Origin of the sequence: Montanilutibacter psychrotolerans (genome assembly GCF_003719825.1) — a bacterium.
Taxonomy (GTDB): Bacteria; Pseudomonadota; Gammaproteobacteria; order Xanthomonadales; family Xanthomonadaceae; genus Montanilutibacter; species Montanilutibacter psychrotolerans.
Map to the genome: position 1 here is coordinate 269,568 of NZ_RIBS01000005.1, position 17,223 is coordinate 286,790.

The 17,223-nt window shown below is 67.9% G+C and carries 9 protein-coding genes; 8 read left to right on the forward strand and 1 reads right to left on the reverse strand.

What is annotated here, in order from left to right:
• The first annotated feature begins 60 nt into the window (after positions 1–60).
• The 8 genes from EER27_RS12355 to EER27_RS12390 all read left to right on the forward strand — a co-directional run bounded on the left by EER27_RS12355 (position 61) and on the right by EER27_RS12390 (position 15,055).
• Positions 61–5,142, forward strand: coding sequence for a polyketide synthase (locus tag EER27_RS12355; protein WP_190285775.1), 5,082 nt, complete (start codon positions 61–63; stop codon positions 5,140–5,142).
• Complete coding sequence (locus tag EER27_RS12360; protein WP_123088409.1) at positions 5,139–8,459, forward strand: non-ribosomal peptide synthetase; 3,321 nt, start codon at positions 5,139–5,141, stop codon at positions 8,457–8,459. Before EER27_RS12355 ends, EER27_RS12360 begins: the two co-directional genes overlap by 4 nt.
• Before the next feature lie 49 nt (positions 8,460–8,508).
• Positions 8,509–9,312, forward strand: a complete 804-nt coding sequence (locus EER27_RS12365; protein ID WP_148041017.1) for an alpha/beta hydrolase family protein — start codon at positions 8,509–8,511, stop codon at positions 9,310–9,312.
• Positions 9,309–10,151, forward strand: a complete 843-nt coding sequence (locus tag EER27_RS12370; RefSeq protein WP_123088411.1) for a hypothetical protein — start codon at positions 9,309–9,311, stop codon at positions 10,149–10,151. The genes EER27_RS12365 and EER27_RS12370 overlap by 4 nt, the downstream gene beginning before the upstream one ends.
• Positions 10,148–11,887 carry a glucosamine inositolphosphorylceramide transferase family protein gene (locus EER27_RS12375; protein ID WP_123088412.1) on the forward strand — a complete coding sequence of 580 codons (1,740 nt, stop codon included), beginning with the start codon at positions 10,148–10,150 and terminating at the stop codon, positions 11,885–11,887. Before EER27_RS12370 ends, EER27_RS12375 begins: the two co-directional genes overlap by 4 nt.
• Before the next feature lie 38 nt (positions 11,888–11,925).
• Positions 11,926–13,443 (forward strand): oligosaccharide flippase family protein, encoded by a 1,518-nt coding sequence (locus tag EER27_RS12380; RefSeq protein WP_123088413.1) that lies wholly within the window; start codon positions 11,926–11,928, stop codon positions 13,441–13,443.
• Between the two features lies 1 nt (position 13,444).
• The gene (locus EER27_RS12385; protein ID WP_123088414.1) at positions 13,445–14,206 is read left to right on the forward strand and encodes a YdcF family protein; all 762 of its coding nucleotides are present in this window, start codon (positions 13,445–13,447) and stop codon (positions 14,204–14,206) included.
• Positions 14,207–14,431: 225 nt separating this feature from the next.
• Positions 14,432–15,055 carry a hypothetical protein gene (locus EER27_RS12390; protein WP_123088415.1) on the forward strand — a complete coding sequence of 208 codons (624 nt, stop codon included), beginning with the start codon at positions 14,432–14,434 and terminating at the stop codon, positions 15,053–15,055.
• A 207-nt stretch (positions 15,056–15,262) separates the two neighbouring features.
• Here EER27_RS12390 and EER27_RS12395 read toward each other — a convergent pair whose 3' ends face one another.
• Positions 15,263–17,035: a hypothetical protein gene (locus EER27_RS12395; RefSeq protein WP_123088416.1), complete on the reverse strand. Its 1,773-nt coding sequence runs from the start codon at positions 17,033–17,035 to the stop codon at positions 15,263–15,265.
• Positions 17,036–17,223 lie beyond the last annotated feature (188 nt).

The following is a 17,223-nucleotide window of genomic DNA, read 5'->3' on the forward strand; positions in this document are numbered from 1 at the left end:
ACGCACGCGCATGGGAAGGTGGGAATGAATCGGCAGCCCGACAGTTCGTCGCCTTTGTCCTTGGACGCTGCGCCGTGCATACAGCAGCAGATCGAGCAGCAGGCCGCACTAAGGCCGGACGCGATCGCAGTGACCTGCGAAGGTGTCAGCCTCAGCTATCGCGATCTCAATAGCCGCGCCAATCAGGTGGCCCATCGCCTGCGTGCGTTGGGCGTGGGTCCCGATACCCTGGTCGCGATCGGCCTGGAACGTTCGACGGAAATGGTGGTCGGCCTGCTCGGCATTCTCAAGGCCGGTGGCGCGTACCTGCCAGTCGACGCGGCTTACCCGCGCGAACGCGTGCAGTTCATGCTCGACGATGCCCGTCCGGCCGTGCTGATGACATCGTCCGGGCACCGGACGTCGCTTCCCGCCACCGACGTGCCCACCCTCCTGCTGGACGCCGACTGGACCGAACTGGCATCGGAGCCGACATCGGACCCGACGCCGCTCGCGCAGCCCGACCACCTTGCGTACGTCATCTACACCTCCGGATCGACCGGAAAGCCGAAAGGCTGCCAGGTCACGCACGCCAACGTCGCGCGGTTGTTCACCGCCACCCGGGCATGGTTCGAGTTCGGGCCCGACGACGTGTGGACGTTCTTCCATTCGCACGCGTTCGATTTCTCGGTCTGGGAGATCTGGGGCGCGCTGATCCATGGCGGTCGTGTCGTGGTGGTGCCGCACCTGGTCAGCCGTTCACCGGAGATGTTCCATGCGCTGCTGATGCGCGAGGGCGTCACCGTGCTGAACCAGACGCCATCGGCGTTCCGCGGCCTGATCCATGCCGACCTCGCCGCCGTCGATGCGCCTTCCGCGCTGTCCCTGCGCCACGTGATCTTCGGAGGCGAGGCGCTCGAGCTGCAGATGCTGCGGCCGTGGTTCGATCGGCACGGCGACCAGTGCCCGCGATTGATCAACATGTACGGCATCACCGAGACCACGGTCCACGTCACGTACCGGCCGATCGCGTGCGCGGACCTGGAGCGCAACGCCGGCAGCGTGATCGGTGAGCCCATCCCGGACCTGCGCCTGTTCGTGCTCGATCCTGATCTCGTGCCGGTGGCCATCGGCGACGTCGGCGAGATCCACGTGTCTGGCGCCGGCGTCACACGCGGCTACCTCAATCGTCCTGAACTCACGGCCGAGCGGTTCATCGACTGGCAATCGCCGGACGGCGAACCGGTGCGGTTGTACAAGACGGGCGATCTCGCGCGTCGACTGCCCGATGGCGACCTCGAGTACCTCGGGCGCTGCGACCACCAGGTCAAGATCCGCGGCTTCCGCATCGAGACCGGCGAGATCGAGAGCGCCCTGATCCGGCACGCGGCGGTGCGCGAGTGCGCGGTGATCGCGCGCGACGACGGCGCCGGCGGCGAGCCGCGGCTGGTGGCCTACGTCGTTCCGCGTGGCGCGCAGGCGTCGCACGCGGTGCTGCGCGCGCATCTGTCGAGCACGCTGCCCGATTACATGCTTCCCAGCGCGTTCGTCGATCTGGCGGCGCTGCCGCTGACGGAGAACGGCAAGCTGGATCGCCGCGCGTTGCCGGCGCCGGCGCGGCAGCGTCCCGAGCTCAGCTGTGCCCACGAGCCGCCCGTGGGCGCGCTTGAGACATCGCTGTGCGCGGCCATTGGCGATGTGCTGGCCATCGACAACGTCGGTCGGCACGACAACTTCTTCGAACTCGGCGGCGACTCCCTCCTGGCCGCGCGTCTGTTGCAGCGCGTCAGGGAGTCGGGCGCGGGCGAATCCGGCAATGGCATTCCGATGACGCTGCTGTTCCACCACCCGACACCGGCCACGCTGGCCGCAGCGCTCGAAGGCCGCCACCGTCCCGGCATCGACCCGGCGCGCTTCGTGGCCACCCAGCGCACGCCTGCGCGGATGGCCGACGAGCCGATCGCGATCGTGGCGATGGCCGGTCGCTTCCCCGGAGCGGCGGACCTCGAAGCATTCTGGCGCAACCTGTGCGACGGCCGCGATTCGATCACGGTCTTCGGGCCGGACGACCTGGATCCCGCCGTCAGCGAGCAGGACCGCAACGACCCGGCGTACGTTCGGGCGCGCGGTGTGATCGACGGCGTCGAGCAGTTCGACGCCGCGTTCTTCGGCATCGGCCCGAAGGAGGCCGAGCTGATGGACCCGCAACAGCGGATCTTCCTCGAGCTGGCCTGGGAGTGCCTGGAGCGCGCGGGACACGTGCCCGATGCGACGCCCGGCCCCGTGGGCGTGTTTGCCGGAATGTTCAACGCCAGCTACTTCCAGCGCCACGTTTCCGCGCACCCGGAGCTGATCGACAACGTCGGCGCGTTCCAGGTGATGCTGAACAACGAGAAGGACTTCATCGCAACGCGTGTCGCGCACAAGCTCAACCTGACCGGTCCGGCGATCAGCGTGCACACCGCGTGCTCGACGTCGCTGGTGGCGATCTGCCAGGCCGCGGATAGCCTGCGGCTGGGCCACTGCGACATGGCGCTGGCCGGTGGCATCACCGTGACCTGTCCGCCGCGCAGCGGTTACTTCCACCAGGAAGGGGCGATGCTGTCGCCCGACGGGCATACCCGCACGTTCGATGCGAATGCCGGGGGCACGGTGTTCAGCGACGGCGCGGCCATCGTCCTGCTCAAGCGCCTCTCCGATGCGGTGGCCGACGGCAATCGCGTCTTCGCGGTGATACGCGGCGGTGCGGTCAACAACGATGGTGGCGGCAAGGCCAGCTTCACCGCGCCAAGCAGCGAAGGGCAGGCGGCTGTCATCGCCATGGCCCACCAGCGGGCGCAGGTGGAGCCGCGCAGCATCAGCTACGTCGAGGCGCACGGCACCGCCACGCCGGTAGGGGACCCGATCGAGATCGAGGGACTGACCCGGGCGTTCCGGCTCGGCACCCCCGATCGCGGGTTCTGCCGGATCGGATCGGTGAAGAGCAATGTCGGGCACCTGGTGATCGCTGCCGGCGCCACCGGCGTCATCAAGACCGCGCTTTCGCTCGCCGAACGGCGCATTCCGGCCAGCCTGCATTTCGAATCGGCCAACCCGACCATCGACTTCGCCGGCTCGCCCTTCGTTGTCAACGCCACGCAGAGCGCCTGGCCAGTCGGCGACACGCCGCGACGGGCGGGCGTGAGTTCGTTCGGCGTGGGCGGCACCAACGCCCACGTGGTGCTGGAAGAGGCGCCGGCGTTGCCCGTGTCGGAACCGGCGAGCGGGGCGCAGTTGCTGACGCTGTCGGCGCGAACCCCCGCCGCACTGGCGCACGCCATCGCGCAATTGGCCGATCACCTCGAAGCCGACCCCGACACCAACCTGGCGGACGTGGCATGGACGCTTGCGGTCGGTCGCAAGGCGTTCGCGCACCGCATCGCGATTGCTGCCGAGGATGTCGCCGATGCGGTTGCGCAGCTTCGCAGTCCCGAGGTTGCGGCCGCCGCAGCCCGTGGACGGCCGGCGCGAAAGGACGAGGTGATCTTCCTGTTCCCGGGGCAGGGCGCCACGTATCCGGGCATGGGGCGCGGTCTGTACGACAGCGAACCCGCGTTCCGCGTGGCGTTCGACGCATGCGCCGATGCGTTGCTCGCCGAGCTTGGCTGGGATCTTCGCGAGCGCGTGTTCTCGGACGATCCCGAAGCGCTGTTGCCAACGGCGGTCATGCAGCCGGCAACGTTTGCCATCGAGTATTCGCTGGCGCAATTGTGGCTCAGCCACGGGATCTCGCCGGTAGCGATGATCGGCCACAGCGTCGGCGAATTCGTCGCGGCGACGCTTGCCGGCGTGTTCGCCTTGCCCGATGCGCTGCGGCTGGTCGCGCGGCGTGGTGCGTTGATGCAGGCACAGCCACCCGGCGGCATGCTGTCGGTGCGGTTGTCGCTGAACGACCTGCTGACGCGCCTGCCGGAAACGCTGTCGCTGGCCGCGGAAAACGCGCCGGGCAGTTGCGTCGTGTCCGGCGCGCTGGACGCGATTGCCAGCTTCCAGGCCGAGTTGGAAGCCGACGGCATCGTCTGCCGCGCATTGCGCACTTCGCATGCGTTCCATTCGCGGATGATGGAGCCGGTGGTGGGGCCATTCCGTGCCGAAGTCGCGGCGTTGAACCTGTCTGCGCCCCGGATCCCCATCGTCTCGACCGCAACCGGTGACTGGCTCGGTGCCGAGCAGGCGATGTCGCCCGACTACTGGGCATCGCATCTGCGCGAAGCCGTGCGGTTCGCCGCCGCCCTGGGGCGGGCGCTGGAGACCTCGCCGCACCTGCTGCTGGAAGTCGGTCCGCGCGGCACGCTCTGCGCGTTGTCGCGGCAGCACCCGGCGTTCCAGGGGCGGCACCTGACGGCCGTGCCGACACTGGCCGACACGCCCGCGACCGAGGTGGCAAACCTGCGACTGGCTGCCGGGCAGCTGTGGGCGCGCGGCGTCGCGTTCGATCCGGGCGGGTTCGACCGTCGCCACGTTCGCGCGCGCCTTCGCCTGCCGACCTATCCGTTCGAGCGTCAGCGCTTCTGGGTCGATGCCGCGCCGGCCATCGCATCCAATGTGGTTGCGCATCCCGCGGCCGCGCCACGTGCCGTGGCAGGCACCGTGCACGATGCGCAGGCGCCGTCACCGGGCACGGCCGAGTCGGTGCACGCGGCCGACGTTGCGGCGGCGCCCGATCGCCGCACGCGCATCGTGGTGCAGCTCCGGGCGATGTTCGAGGAAGCGTCGGGAATAACGATCTCCGACGATGACGCCGACAGCAACTTCATCGAGCTCGGGCTCGACAGCCTGATGCTCACCCAGGTGGCTTCCCAGCTGCACAAGGCATTCGCCGCCCGGATCACGTTCCGTCAGCTGATGGGCGAATGCGCCAGCTTGCAACGGCTCGCGGTGGCGCTGGATGACGCCCTGCCGCCCGATGCGGCTGCGGTCACGCCGGCGCCTGTCGCACCCGCGGTGGAGGTCGCAGCGTCCCGGTCGGGCGCGACAGCTCACCGGACACCGCGTCGTGCACCGATGGATGCGACCTGCCCGCCGATGCCTGGCGCGCGACTGGGTCGCCAGCCCGATGGCCGTCCTGCCTGGTTCATCCCCGATCCCAGCCGCTTTGGCAAGTTCCTCAAGGTGGGCACATGAACACTGCAACGCCCATGGCATCGCACCCGTTCGAGCCCGTGGACTACGACCCCTTCGCCGGTGGCGAGCTGGCCGTGGTGGTGCCCACGACCGAAGCGCAACGCGAGATCTGGCTGGCCGACCAGTTGTGCCAGGAGGCGTCGCTGGGATTCAACCTGTCGGTGTCGCTGCGTTTCACTGGCGCGCTGCAGGTGGATGCTTTGCGCCGAGCTGTCCAGGACCTCGTCGACCGGCACGACGCCTTGCGCTCGTGGATCGGGCCGGACTGTCAGACACTGGCGGTACTGAAGCAGCTCGACGTGCCGTTCCTTGTGTCCGATCTCAGTGGCCAGGACCAGGCCGCCCGCGACTTCGCCGTTGCCGAGCGCCTTCGTGCAACCGTCGAGACGCCGTTCGAGGTCGGCGACGCACCGCTATTCCGGGCCGAACTGCTGCGACTGGGCGAGCAGGAGCACCTGTTGCTGCTCACCGCCCACCACATCGTCTGTGACGGGTGGTCCTGGTGGGTGCTGGTGCGCGAGCTCGGCGCGTTGTACGCGCAGCGCAGCGGCTCCGGCGGCGATGCGTTGCCAGAGCCCGAGAGCTTTGCCGATTACGCCATGGGCGAGGTCGAGCGGCAATCCAACCCTGTGCACGCGGCCGATGAAGCGTACTGGGTGTCGCGCTTTCCCGGCGCGGTGCCTGTACTCGAGCTTCCCACGGACCGTTCGCGGCCCGCGCTGCGCACCTTTGCCTCCGCGCGCGAGGACCACATCCTGAGTGAAGACCTGCTGGCCGACCTGCGCCGGCTGGGCGCGCGTCGGGGTGCCAGCCTGTTTGCCACGTTGCTTGCCAGCTTCTCGGGGCTTCTGTATCGGCTGACCGGCCAGACGGAAGTGGTAGTCGGCATTCCCGCTGCCGGGCAGCCGGTGGATGGTTATGACGATCTGATCGGGCATTGCGTCAACGCATTGCCACTGCGATTCGACGTCAATCCATCCGCGCCGTTCGTGGAGATGGTCGACGCCGCGCAATCGATGCTGCTCGATGCACTCGAACACCAGCGCTACACCTTCGGAACGCTGCTCAAGAAGCTCCAGATCCGACGCGACCCCGCGCGCATGCCGCTGATCAGCGTGCTGTTCAATCTGGACCAGGCACTCGATCAGGAAGGCACGGCCTTCCCGGGCCTGGCCATGGAGTTCGACAGCAATCCGCGCAGCTTCGAGTTGTTCGAGCTGTTCGTGAACGCGGTGCAGGTGGGCGGGCAGTTGCGGCTCGAATGCCAGTACAACAGCGACCTGTTCGATGCCGGCACGATACGGCGCTGGTTGCGCGCCTACGAAACGATGCTGCGCGCCTCGATCGACCGCGATGCCGTTCCGTTTGCGCGCCTGCCGCTGGTCGATACCGTGGCGCGCGCGGAGCTGGATGCACTGCAGCCGGCGCCGACCGACTTCGACCGCCATCGCGCGATGCACCAGTACTTCGAAGCGCAATGCGACAAGACACCTTCGCGTATCGCGCTGAGTGCCGGCACGATCTCGCTGGGCTACGCCGACCTGGAGGCGCGGGCCAACCGGGTCGCGCATGTGCTGCGAAGCCACGGCGTGCGGCGCGGCGCCCTGGTGGGGCTGGCGCTCGATCGTGGTACCGACATGCTGGCCGGTCTGCTGGGCATCCTCAAGGCTGGCGCGGGTTACGTGCCGCTGGATCCGCAGTTCCCGACCGAGCGCCTGGCCTACATGGCCGCCGATGCGGGCCTTGCGATGCTGCTGACCACGCGCGAGCACGCCGCGCGGTTTGACCTGCGTGGCAGGCCGATGCTCCTGTTCGACGAAGACGCGCAGACGCTGGCACAGGCCCCGACGGGCCGGCTTTCGCACGACGACGGTGCCGCGCAGCCCGAGGACCCGGCGTACGTCATCTACACCTCCGGATCCACGGGGCGGCCGAAGGGCGTCATCGTCCCGCACCGCGCCGTTTCGAACTTCCTGGCCAGCATGCGCGAGGAACCCGGACTGGACGCGAGCGACCGCCTGCTGGCGGTAACGACGCTGTCGTTCGACATCGCCGTGCTGGAGCTGCTCCTGCCGCTCGCGGTGGGCGCTCAGATCGTGCTGGCGGATCGGGACACGTCCGGCGACGGCCAGTCGCTGCGTGCGCTGCTCGAGAACTCCCGCGCCACGGTGATGCAGGGCACGCCGTCCACCTGGCGCCTGCTGATCGGCGCAGGCTGGAAGGGCTCGCCGGAGTTCAAGGCGCTGTGCGGTGGCGAGCCGATGGCCGTCGATCTGGCGACGTCGTTGCTTTCCCGGTGCGGGTCGGTGTGGAACGTCTACGGCCCGACCGAGACCACCGTGTGGTCGACGTGTGCCCGCATCGTGCCACCCCAGGACGGACACGCGCCCGACATCCACATCGGCCATCCCATCGCCAACACGCGCATCTGGATCCTCGATCCCCACGGCGAGCTGTGCCCGTTCGGCGTGCCCGGCGAGATCTGGATCGGCGGAGACGGCGTCACCAAGGGGTACCTGGGCCGTCCGGAGCTGACCGGCGAGCGCTTCGTGGCCGATCGCATGGTGTCGCCGGCGAGCACGCCAGACACCAGTGCGTTGCTGTATTGCACGGGCGACCGCGGTCGCTGGCGTGCGGACGGCAATCTGGAGCATCTCGGGCGCCTGGACTACCAGGTCAAGGTTCGCGGCTACCGCATCGAACTGGGCGAGATCGAGACCAACCTGGCCGCGTGCGAGGGCGTCGCCCGTGCGCTGGTGATCGTGCGCGAGGACCGGCCGGGCGATCAGCGCCTGGTCGCGTACCTCGTCGCAAGCCCCGCTGCCGTCGTGGACCCGGGTGCGCTTCGCGCGCACCTTCGGGAGCTGCTGCCGGCCTACATGTTGCCGCACCACTTCGTGGTGCTCAGCGAGATTCCGCTCTTGCCCAACGGCAAGATCGACCGGAACGCGCTGCCGCTGCCGGTCGTGTTGGAAGAGGCCACTATGGCGCCTCGACCTGGCGCGACCGGGGCGGCAGCCGACCCACGCGTCCATTACCTGTCGCAAGTGTGGTCCGAGCTGCTGGGTACGCGCGCCGGCCCGGACGACAACTTCTTCGAGCTGGGCGGTCACTCGATGCTTGCCGTGCAGATGGCGAGCCGTGTCGAAAGCGACACGGGCGTTCGCATCAAGATGATCCGCCTTGGCACGCAGACGCTGGCCCAGGTGGCTGACGGGCTCCCTGTCGCGGCCGAGGGCAACGCCACCGGCGCGGGCGGCCGCTTCAGTAACGGGCTGCGCAGGTTGTTCGGCCTGGCTCCGGGGCGTGCGCCATGAGCCTCGCCCGCACCGCAACGACACCCCGACGCAGGCGATGACGATGACGATGAGCATCGGAGACTGGGAACCGCTGTGGTTGGGAACGCCTTCGCGCCGGCTGTACGCGGCGTTCCATGGCACGCGGACCCCCTCACCGGCGGGTGTGGTGCTGGTGCCGCCGTTGCTGCACGAGTTGCCACGCAGCCGGCGGTTCCTCGTCCAGGTGGCCAGCGAGTTCGCGGCGCTGGGCCTGCCTTGCCTGCGGTTCGATTTTCACGGCACCGGCGATTCGGGCGGTTGCGGAACCGAGCTGGACTTCACGTCGATGCAGCATGACCTCGACCTGGCCATCACGGCATTGCGCCAGCAAGCCGGCGTGGCCCGAGTGGCGTTGGTGGCCTGGCGCACCAGCGCGCTTGCCTTGCAGGGCTGGGTGGAGCGGGGCGGTCTCGCCGACCTGGTGGTGCTGTGGGAGCCCGTCGTCGATGGCGACGCGTGGTTGCGCGACATTGCGCAATGCGATGCCGAAGAGCGCGAGCTGCGGCCGCCGCCGCGCAAGGGAGTTCCCCGCGCGACCGATCCAGCCGATGGGCAGTTGATGGGCTTTCCGGCGTCGCGGACGCTGCGCGGCGACCTGGCCAGGACGCGCATGGGCACCGGCATCCTGCGTGGCAACGCGCCCGTGTGGGGCGTGGTCCGCGCCGATGTGGACGACCTGCCACCGGGCATCGCGAAGGTGCTGCACCTGCCGGCAAACGCGCCCAGTTTCAAGGGCGGTGCCGCCATGGATGCAACGTTCTTCCTGACCCCGGAGATTCGCGAGGCCGTGGTGGATGTGGGGCGGGCCATGCGTGCGGAGGTGCAGGCATGAGTGCCGTGCTGGAAGCCAGCCGCGCGCAATCGACGGCCAGCAGTGACGTGTTCGTGCGCTTCGGGCCGGGCGGGCAGCTGGTGGGCGTGCTCAGTGGCGTGGCCGAGGCCGGGCCGACCCTGCTGTTGCCCAGCGCCGGCCTGCAACCGCGTTCGGGACCCTTCCGGCTGCATGCCCTGTTGGCCCAGAAGCTCGCGGCGATCGGCATTCGAACCTTCCGCTACGACATCCCCGGTGTCGGGGAAGCGCCGCGCATGCCGTCGTGCGATGCCACCCAGGCAACCATCGCGGCGATGGACCAGCTCGAGGCGATGCACGGGTGCCGCACGTTCGCTATCGGCGGCATCTGCAGCGCGGCTGACACCGGCTGGGACGTCGCCAATGTCGATCCGCGGGTGTGCGCGCTGCTGCTGCTCGATGGAGTGTGCTTTGCCGGGCCCTGGTACCACTACGCCCGTGTGCTTGGCCTCCTGCGGCGTCTGCCCAGCGAATGGCGACGCTTCGCCCGCAAGCTGCCGGGGCGTCTGCGCGCAAGCTCGGATCTGGGCTCCGATGCCTTCCGCACCTGGCCCAGCCACGATCAGGCCCGCGAGCAGTTCGCGCGTTTCGTGGCGCGTGACATCCGGTTGCTGTGCATCTTCAGCGGCGGCTACGCCGATCGCTTCCTGCATCCGCGCCAGTTCGGATGGTCGTTCGGTGCACCCACGCGCGATCCGCGGGTGGCGATGCACTACTGGCCCGATTGCGATCACACCTACTTCAGTCAGGCGCAACGCGATCGCCTGATCGAAACCATTGCCCAGTGGATGGGCGCCCTGCCGTGGCGACCCCTTCCATGAACGCAGCCAAGCCCATCGTAACGCCGCTCTATCCACGCCCTTGCGGTCTCACCCGACCGCTGCGCGTGGTGCTGGCGGCCCCTCCGAAAGCGCCCGCGTGGGTGCTTGCGTTCCACGCGCTGGCGATGGACTGCGACTGGGTTGAGCTGATCACGCTGACCGCTCCCGATGCGATCCTGCCGGAAGTGTCCGGCGTTCCCGCCAGTCTTCGCGCCTACGTCGCCTTTGAGCACGCAGTGCTGGGAAGCAATCGCAGCCTGGATCCGGTGGAGATTCCGGACGATCAGGACGTCCAATCGGACGAGCCACACGACACGCCGCTGCCGGACCGGATCCGCGCACTGCTTCCGGACCTGGTCATCCTGATCGGCCCGCGGGCGTGGGCGACCGCCCTGGCGGGTGATGTGCCGTGGGGGTGCTGGCTGGTGGACGGGTCGCTGATCGATGCACGGCATGCCGGGCTCTCGCTGCTGGGACCGATGTTGCGCAGGGAGTCGGCGACGCACATGACACTGATGCTCCAGGAAGAGACCGCCGGATCGATCGAGCTGGCCGCCAGCTGGGGAAAGACCCGACGCACGTCGTTCCTGTTTCAGCGCGAGGATGCCTTCCGCAAGGTGCCCGCGCTGCTGCTTCGCTCCCTGCATCGGCTCGCCGAAGGGCATCTGCCCACGCCTCGGCGCACGGTGGCCACGTTGCAGTTGCCTCCACAGCGGCCGATGGGTCGTCCGGCCGGCATGCGGGTTCTTCTCTCGACGCTTCGCGCATCGCCGCGCTGGTTGACCGCCAGGCGTCGCAACGGTCGCATCGGCTGGACGCTGGTCGTACGGCTGGGCGGATCCCGGCTCGATCCTGACGCCCCGGCGGTCGGATCCCACGCGCTGCTGAAGGCGCCGAAGGGATGGTGGAGCGATCCGTGCGTGGTGATGGCGCAAGGGCGCAAGCTGATCTTCGTCGAGGAGATGATCGAACCCAAGCTCAAGAAGGCCAACATCGCCTGCGTCGAACTGGTCAACGGCGGAGCGCGCCGGCTGGGCACCGTGCTCGAAGAAGCCGGGCATCTGTCCTTCCCCCAGGTCTTCGAGTGGCGAGGACAGCAGTACATGACGGTCGAATCCGGCTACGACCGGCGCGTCAGCCTGTATCGGGCCAACGATTTCCCGCTTGGGTGGACGCGTGTGCGCGATCTGATCTCGGGACGTGCCTGTGCCGATCCGACTCTCCACCACCACGAAGGCCGCTGGTATCTGTTCGTCAACGTCGCCGAGAACAACAACAGCACCTGCGATGAGTTGTTCCTGTTCGTGGCCGACTGTCTCGATGGGCCGTTCTACCCGCACCCCGCGTCACCCATCGTGTGCGATGTGCGACGCGCGCGGATGGCGGGCCGGTTGTTCCAGCACCGCGGCCGGCTGATCCGCCCCGCACAGGACTGCGGCCCTGGCTACGGCAACGCCATCGTGTTCCACGAAGTGCTGGAACTGGGGCCGACGGTCTATCGCGAGCGGCGACTGTCACGCCTGGCGCCTTACTTGACGCGCCCGGTCGATGGGTGCCACACCTACAACTGCGACGGCGGCATCGAGGTCCTCGATGTCCTCGGGCATCTGCCGGGCGGCGCGTCGTACCTGCAGGTGTTCGACGACGTCGAAGCCGACGATCCTCCGAGCTTTCAGCAGGTCCCGAACAGATTTGCCACGAGCGGCCCGGCGCATCCGGGTGCGCCACCCCGGTGACACGGAGGGTTACGTGATGGCAGCCACGGGTACGCACGATGGATGACCAGGCGAGGATCGCTCGGGAAACCGTGGAGGAGACCATCGCAGCGCCACCCCGGCGGCCTGGCATAGCAACGCACTACCTGCGCTATTCGTTTTCCAACGGCATGGTGATGCTGGCCGGGTTCATCTCGTTCCCGATCCTGACCCGGCTCCTGGACAACACCCAGTTCGGCATCCTCCGCTACTACGACACCCTGATGGTGCTTGGCGTCGCGTTGGTCAAGCTGGGCACACCGCACGCGATCGTGCGCTTCTATCCCTACGACGGCGACGCACAAAAGTTGCGCGCGTTCGGCACGAACATGGTGCTCATGCCCGTGTTGCTTTCGTGCACGTTGTGGGCGCTGTTCGTTGCCGCGGCGACGCTGTGGTCGTCGATGAGCGGGATCACGTTGTCGCCGCTGTTCTGGTGCGCGCTGGCGATGATCCCCCTGCTGGCCACGACCAGCATCGTGCAGATGGCGATCCGCGCGAGCGAGCGCTCGGACATCGTGATGGCCACGCGCATCACCGCGCGCATGCTCGAGCTGGCACTGGTGCTGGGCGCGGTTATCCTGATCCAGCAGAGCGCACTGGCCGTTTATGGAGGCAAGATCGTCGCCGCGGTGCTGCTGTTTGGCTGGCTGGCGTACTGGATGTTCCGCAACGTGCGCGTGGCACGCGATGCGATCGACTTCCGCGCTTTCGGCAGCATGCTGATCTACGGCTTGCCCATGATGGTGCACGAGATCGCCTACAGCGTCCTGGCCAACATGGACCGGGTGCTGCTCAAGCATCTCACCGGAGACTTCGCCACGGTGGGCATCTACGCCATCGGGTACTCGCTGGCGATGCAGCTCAACGTGTTCATCGACGCCACGCTGTCCGAGGCCTTCACTCCCGTTGTCAACCGCGCCTACGAGACCGGCGGCAGCAGCGCCGTGCGGGCGCTCAAGGAGCGTGTACTGCTGCCGATGACGTACGCGGTGGTCGCGATCGCGGCAATGCTGCTGGTGTCGGGCCAGGACCTGCTGGTGGCATTGAGCGGGCCGGAGAAGGCCGCGTCGGGCGAGGTGTTCATCGTGGTCGGGTTGACGGTGTCGATGGCTGCACTGTTCGCCATCGCCAACTACGGGCTGCTGCTGAAGAAGCGCACGATGCAGGTGCTGATGATCACGCTGGGCGCGGCGCTCATCAACATGGCCATGAACTTCATCCTGGTACCGCGCATGGGCTACATCGGTGCCGCCTGGTCGACGGCAATCGGCTACCTGGCGCTGTGCGTTGCGGAGTTCGCGATGTGCCCGAAGGGCCTGGCGCGCTTGCCCAGTATCCGCGCAGTTGCCGTGGCACTGACGTGCCTGGCGGTGTTCCTGGGCGTGGCGCGCGGCACCGATCTGTTCGGCGTGGACGGCACGTGGGCACGGCTGCTTGTCGCCGGGACGCTGTTCGTCCTGCTGTACGCGCTCCCCGTCCTGGTGCTGGACTCCAGGCTGCGCCGGATGTTGCTGGACCTGAGAAGGCCGCACTGACGTGCTGGGCTGGTTCCTGTCGCCACTGGCCTGGTTGCTGATCGCCACCGTGCTGGTGCTCTGGGCAGGACATCGTCGCCGACGCCGGCTGGTTGCGGCAGGCGTTGCGATGATCGCGATCGCGCTGGCAGCGATGACACCCCTGGGAGCCAACCTGCTGGCGATGCCGCTCGAACGGGCGATGCCGGTCCCGCGCGCCTGCATCGAGGCGCCGCCATCGACCGCGGTGGTGCTGGGCGGAGGCATGGAAGGGCGGCCGCGTGGCGATGCGGATTTCTCGGTGCTCAACCTGCCAAGCCGTCGCCGCATGGATCGTGCCTTGGCGTGGTGGCGGGAGCGGGGAGGGCGGGTGCTCGTGCTGCAAGGAGGTTCGCCGCACCGCGGCGCGGTTCCCGTTGCCAGGCTGATGGCGGCGTACGCGCAGGCGCAAGGTGTGCCCGCGACAGCGCTGCGGATCGATACCGCATCGGGCGATACGTGGGAGAGCGCGCAGCACGCGGCGCGCTTGTCGCCACGTCTGCCACAGCGCATCGAGCTGGTCACGTCGCGGGTTCACATGCCGCGTGCGCAGCGGGCATTTGCCGTGGCCGGATTCGCGGTCTGCCCGATGGGTGCCGATGACCGGCGCCTGCCGTCGCGCCTGCCGTGGGCGCTGGTGCCACGCAGCAGTGCCCTGATCCGCACCGAGGGCACGCTGCACGAATGGGTGGGACTGGCGTACTACCGCTGGCGCGCACGACACGAGGTCGACGGCGCGAAGTAGCGACGACGGGCCGCGAGCGAATCACTCCGGGTCGATCTGGTGGTACGGCACGTGCCCATATCGAATCGCGCGACGACAAGGCCGCGCTCGTGAAGGCGGGGTGACTTGTGCCTGCCAAAAACCTGAACCGTGTCCGATGGCGTCGGCCGCATTAAGGAAATTTGTTCACGCCCGAACGATCGGCGCGTTGCTAAAAGGGCGACTCCCCACAGCAGGTGCATCACCATGGCCCGTACATCCAAATTCGATTCTGCCCAGGTACAAGAGCTGCTGCTGCAAGCGCTCGAGACGGAACGGGGCGGCATCCAGGTCTACACCGCGGCGATCACCGCGGCGCAGAACGACGATCTCAAGAAGGAGTGGGGCGAGTACCTGGAAGAGACGCGTACCCACGAGGAAGTACTTACCCGCGTGTTCGGCGAACTGGGCCTGGACACCGAAGCCCGGAGCCCGGGACGCGAGGTCGTGGCGCAGTTGGGACAAGCCCTGGTGCGGGCCATCGAATTCGCGGTGAAGAACGCCGATCCCGACGCGGCCGAACTGGTGGCGGCCGAATGCGTCGTGTTGGCGGAGACCAAGGATCACCAGAACTGGGAGTTGATCGGCCATGTCGCCGAGCACGCCAAGAGCGATGCCAGCAAGGTGCTGAAGGCGGCGTTCAACGCGGTCGAGAACGACGAGGATCACCACCTCTACCACACCAAGGGCTGGTGCCGAGAGCTGTGGTTGAAGTCGTTGGGCTTCCCCGCCGTATTGCCGCCGCCGGAAGAGGTCAAGCAGGTGGAAACGGCGATCGGCGCGTCCCGGGCCGAGCAGTCGCGTGAGCAGATGTTGCGCGGCAGGCACTGAGGCCAGGCCGGGCCGAACGAGGCGACCAAACGCTTGCCTGGCGGGCCAGCGGGCTGGTCAACCTGGCGAGTCGTTGCGTCCGGTCCGTCTCCGTTGTAGCCAACCCTGGCCGGTTCTTGCTGGACAAGAACCGGCCTCGCACACGCATCGCATCAGACGTAGAGCCGTTGCCTGGATCCACCCAAGGCAGCCGTTGGTTGCGGTGGATCAGAACAGGTCGCCGCGTTTGCGTTTGGGGTAGGTGCCTTCGGCCTTGGCCTTGTCGACCACACGTTGCGCATACTCGAGTGCGACCTTGCTCAGGTCGGAATCGGGTGCGAACACGTCGACTTGCGGCCGTTCATCGTCCTGCGAAGGTTTCTCCCCCGATGGCTCGTTCGATTCGGCGGCGACGCGTGCTTGTGCTGATGCAGATCGTTCGCGCGCGCGCCTCGCGTCGTCGCACAGGACATCGTCATACTCCCCCTCGCGCGGCGCATCGACGGTCCGCGTGTCGATCTTGGCGCATGCGGTGTCGTACGCCGCGGGGTCGGCGGCGAGTCGATCCACCCGCGCTTGCCACAGTTCGCTGTGGCGTCGATGACAGGCCAGATTGAGTTCGAGGCCCCGATCTCTTTCCGGGGTTGCGGCACAGGCGGCATCCAGCGACGCCGGGGCGGCGAGCAGTTTTTCGATGGCGCGATCGAGTCGATCGCTTTGCGCCGTGGAGCACGCCAGGGTGGCAAAACCCGCGCGGTCCTCAGGCAACTCGTCGTCGGCGCAGATGATTGCGTACGCCGCGTTGTCGTCGATGAGCACGTTCGCCAACGCAAACTGAAGTGCCGTCTCGTAGGAAAAGCACGCCGAGCCCAAGGGGCCGTTTCGCTCCTGCGCCGGTGTGGCCTCGCAGTCCGCAGCGACCTGACGCGCTTGATGCACTACCAGCTCATGTCCGACCCGTTCGTCCCGGACGCCCTGGGCAAGTTCGCAGGCCCGCGCCAGACCGGGGGTCTGCTGGCCAGCGGGAGTGGTCCGACATTGTCGTTCGAGCTCTTCCGGCGTCTCGCCAAGCCGAATCGTTTCCTGCAGCGAGTCTTCGCGGGACTGCCTGTCGCGCTGTCGCCTTTCACAGGCGGCCTTGGCGTTGGTCGTGATGGGGCCATACGGCGGCGGCAGATCGCCGCCGTTGCAGACGCTGGCGGCCCACTTCGCGGACGAGAGGTCGACGGGAAAGCGGTCGTCGTCGCGATGCGCGATCGCCTCCTGCAATCCCGAGATCGTGCCGACCAGTGCCTGGGTGTTGTCCGGGTCGGTGACGTTCGCATCGGCGGGAATCGACGCGAGCATTGAATCGAGCAGCGTGTTCGCGTCGGCGAACCGGCCCATCTCGCGTAGTGCGTTGGCCACCAGCAATCGTGCCGTGCGCTTTTCCGCCTCGGGCGTGGTGAACGCTTCGATCAACGTCGGACCTTCATCGGCAATGCGGGTTACCAGTCGCCTGCGGTCGGCCCGGTCCGTCGTGGCCCAGCTGGCACGAACCAGCAGTTGCATGCGCGTCTGCGCGGGCATGCCCAGCTGTGTCGCAAGCCACTGCGCACGCTCGTGCCGACTGCTGTGACGGAGCTTTCGATACGCGTCGCTCCCAAGCAGGTCGTGCAATTGCATCAGCTGATCCAGCGAGTACTCCAGGTACGGGAGCGATTGGGCCTGGTCCGCGTTCGCATAGTCGGGGATGAGCACAAGCCCGTCGCGGGGGCATTCCGGGATCTGGGCATCGACGAGGTGGTCACCCAGCCAACTGCCGTCGGCGAACTGGACAAGGGGCATGGCGGCATACCCGACGTCCTGGGAGAACGTCTCGCCGCTCAGTGGGCAGACGAACTGGCGAACGTCGAACGTGGCGGCGTCGGACGGCGCACCTCGAGAAGCCCAGGGAGCGATCGTTGCCAAGGCCAACAGGCCGACGGAAAGCGCGCGGTTCAACGGCGATGCGGATCGCATTCGGGCTCCAGCGTGAGAGGGCACCCCGCATTTCCCCAGCCAGGCCGGGGCGGATCGACAACCGCGGGGACGGGCGATCCTAGCAAAGGCGCGCAAGCGCGCTAACCAACGTGTCGGCAAGGTCCGTTTCGCTCAGGGTCCCCGGGGCGGCGTGGCAGCAGGTCTGCTGTGGGCGCGGGTGATGCGGC

Excerpts from the sequence above, each read along its gene's own strand:
- EER27_RS12360 (WP_123088409.1), top strand. The coding sequence starts at position 5,139 with ATGAACACTGCAACGCCCATGGCATCGCACCCGTTCGAGCCCGTGGAC.
- EER27_RS12365 (WP_148041017.1), top strand. The coding sequence starts at position 8,509 with ATGAGCATCGGAGACTGGGAACCGCTGTGGTTGGGAACGCCTTCGCGC.
- EER27_RS12370 (WP_123088411.1), top strand. The coding sequence starts at position 9,309 with ATGAGTGCCGTGCTGGAAGCCAGCCGCGCGCAATCGACGGCCAGCAGT.
- EER27_RS12375 (WP_123088412.1), top strand. The coding sequence starts at position 10,148 with ATGAACGCAGCCAAGCCCATCGTAACGCCGCTCTATCCACGCCCTTGC.
- EER27_RS12380 (WP_123088413.1), top strand. The coding sequence starts at position 11,926 with ATGGATGACCAGGCGAGGATCGCTCGGGAAACCGTGGAGGAGACCATC.
- EER27_RS12390 (WP_123088415.1), top strand. The coding sequence starts at position 14,432 with ATGGCCCGTACATCCAAATTCGATTCTGCCCAGGTACAAGAGCTGCTG.
- EER27_RS12395 (WP_123088416.1), bottom strand. The coding sequence starts at position 17,035 with ATGCGATCCGCATCGCCGTTGAACCGCGCGCTTTCCGTCGGCCTGTTG.